Genomic DNA, 483 nt, shown 5'->3' with positions numbered 1-483 from the left:
CAATGTCATTAAGTTAAGGCCTGAAAAACACAACCATCCAGATTAAGATGGTTGTGTTTTTCTTTTACATACAGGTGGACATATCAAATTTATCAATTGTAAAAAAACACTTGACAATTAAATTAAAAATCGAAGGCTTCGCCTTGAAAATGAGGACATTTTTAAGGAGGCCTTCTAAAATGAAAAAGAAAGCATATCCAGAGCAGGTACGAACTGCGCTCCACCAAGCAATACGCTCAATCACAGCAGATTTACCGGCTTGCGTGAAACGACCAGGGCAAGACTTTTCACGCGAACGCAAATTATCGCTGCATACTATGCTGCTTATGCTTGTGGGCATGGGAGGCAATAGCCTTTCAAAAGAATTATATGATTGGCTGGGCTATTCGTCAGAGACCGCAACCGCTTCAGCATTTGTCCAACAGAGAGACAAAATTCGTCCAGAAGCACTGAAACTACTGTTTCACGAATTTACTAGATTAG

General features: G+C 40.4%; 1 pseudogene. It reads left to right on the top strand.

Annotated features, from left to right (window positions below):
* Positions 1 to 179 precede the first annotated feature (179 nt).
* Positions 180 to 483 (top strand): annotated as a pseudogene (locus tag DOT_RS20865) (IS4/IS5 family transposase); the annotation flags it as partial.

The organism is Desulfosporosinus sp. OT, assembly GCF_000224515.1.
Lineage (GTDB): Bacteria > Bacillota > Desulfitobacteriia > Desulfitobacteriales > Desulfitobacteriaceae > Desulfosporosinus.
Note: the sequence above shows the minus strand (reverse complement) of the source record. Positions and strands in the feature narration are given on the sequence as shown.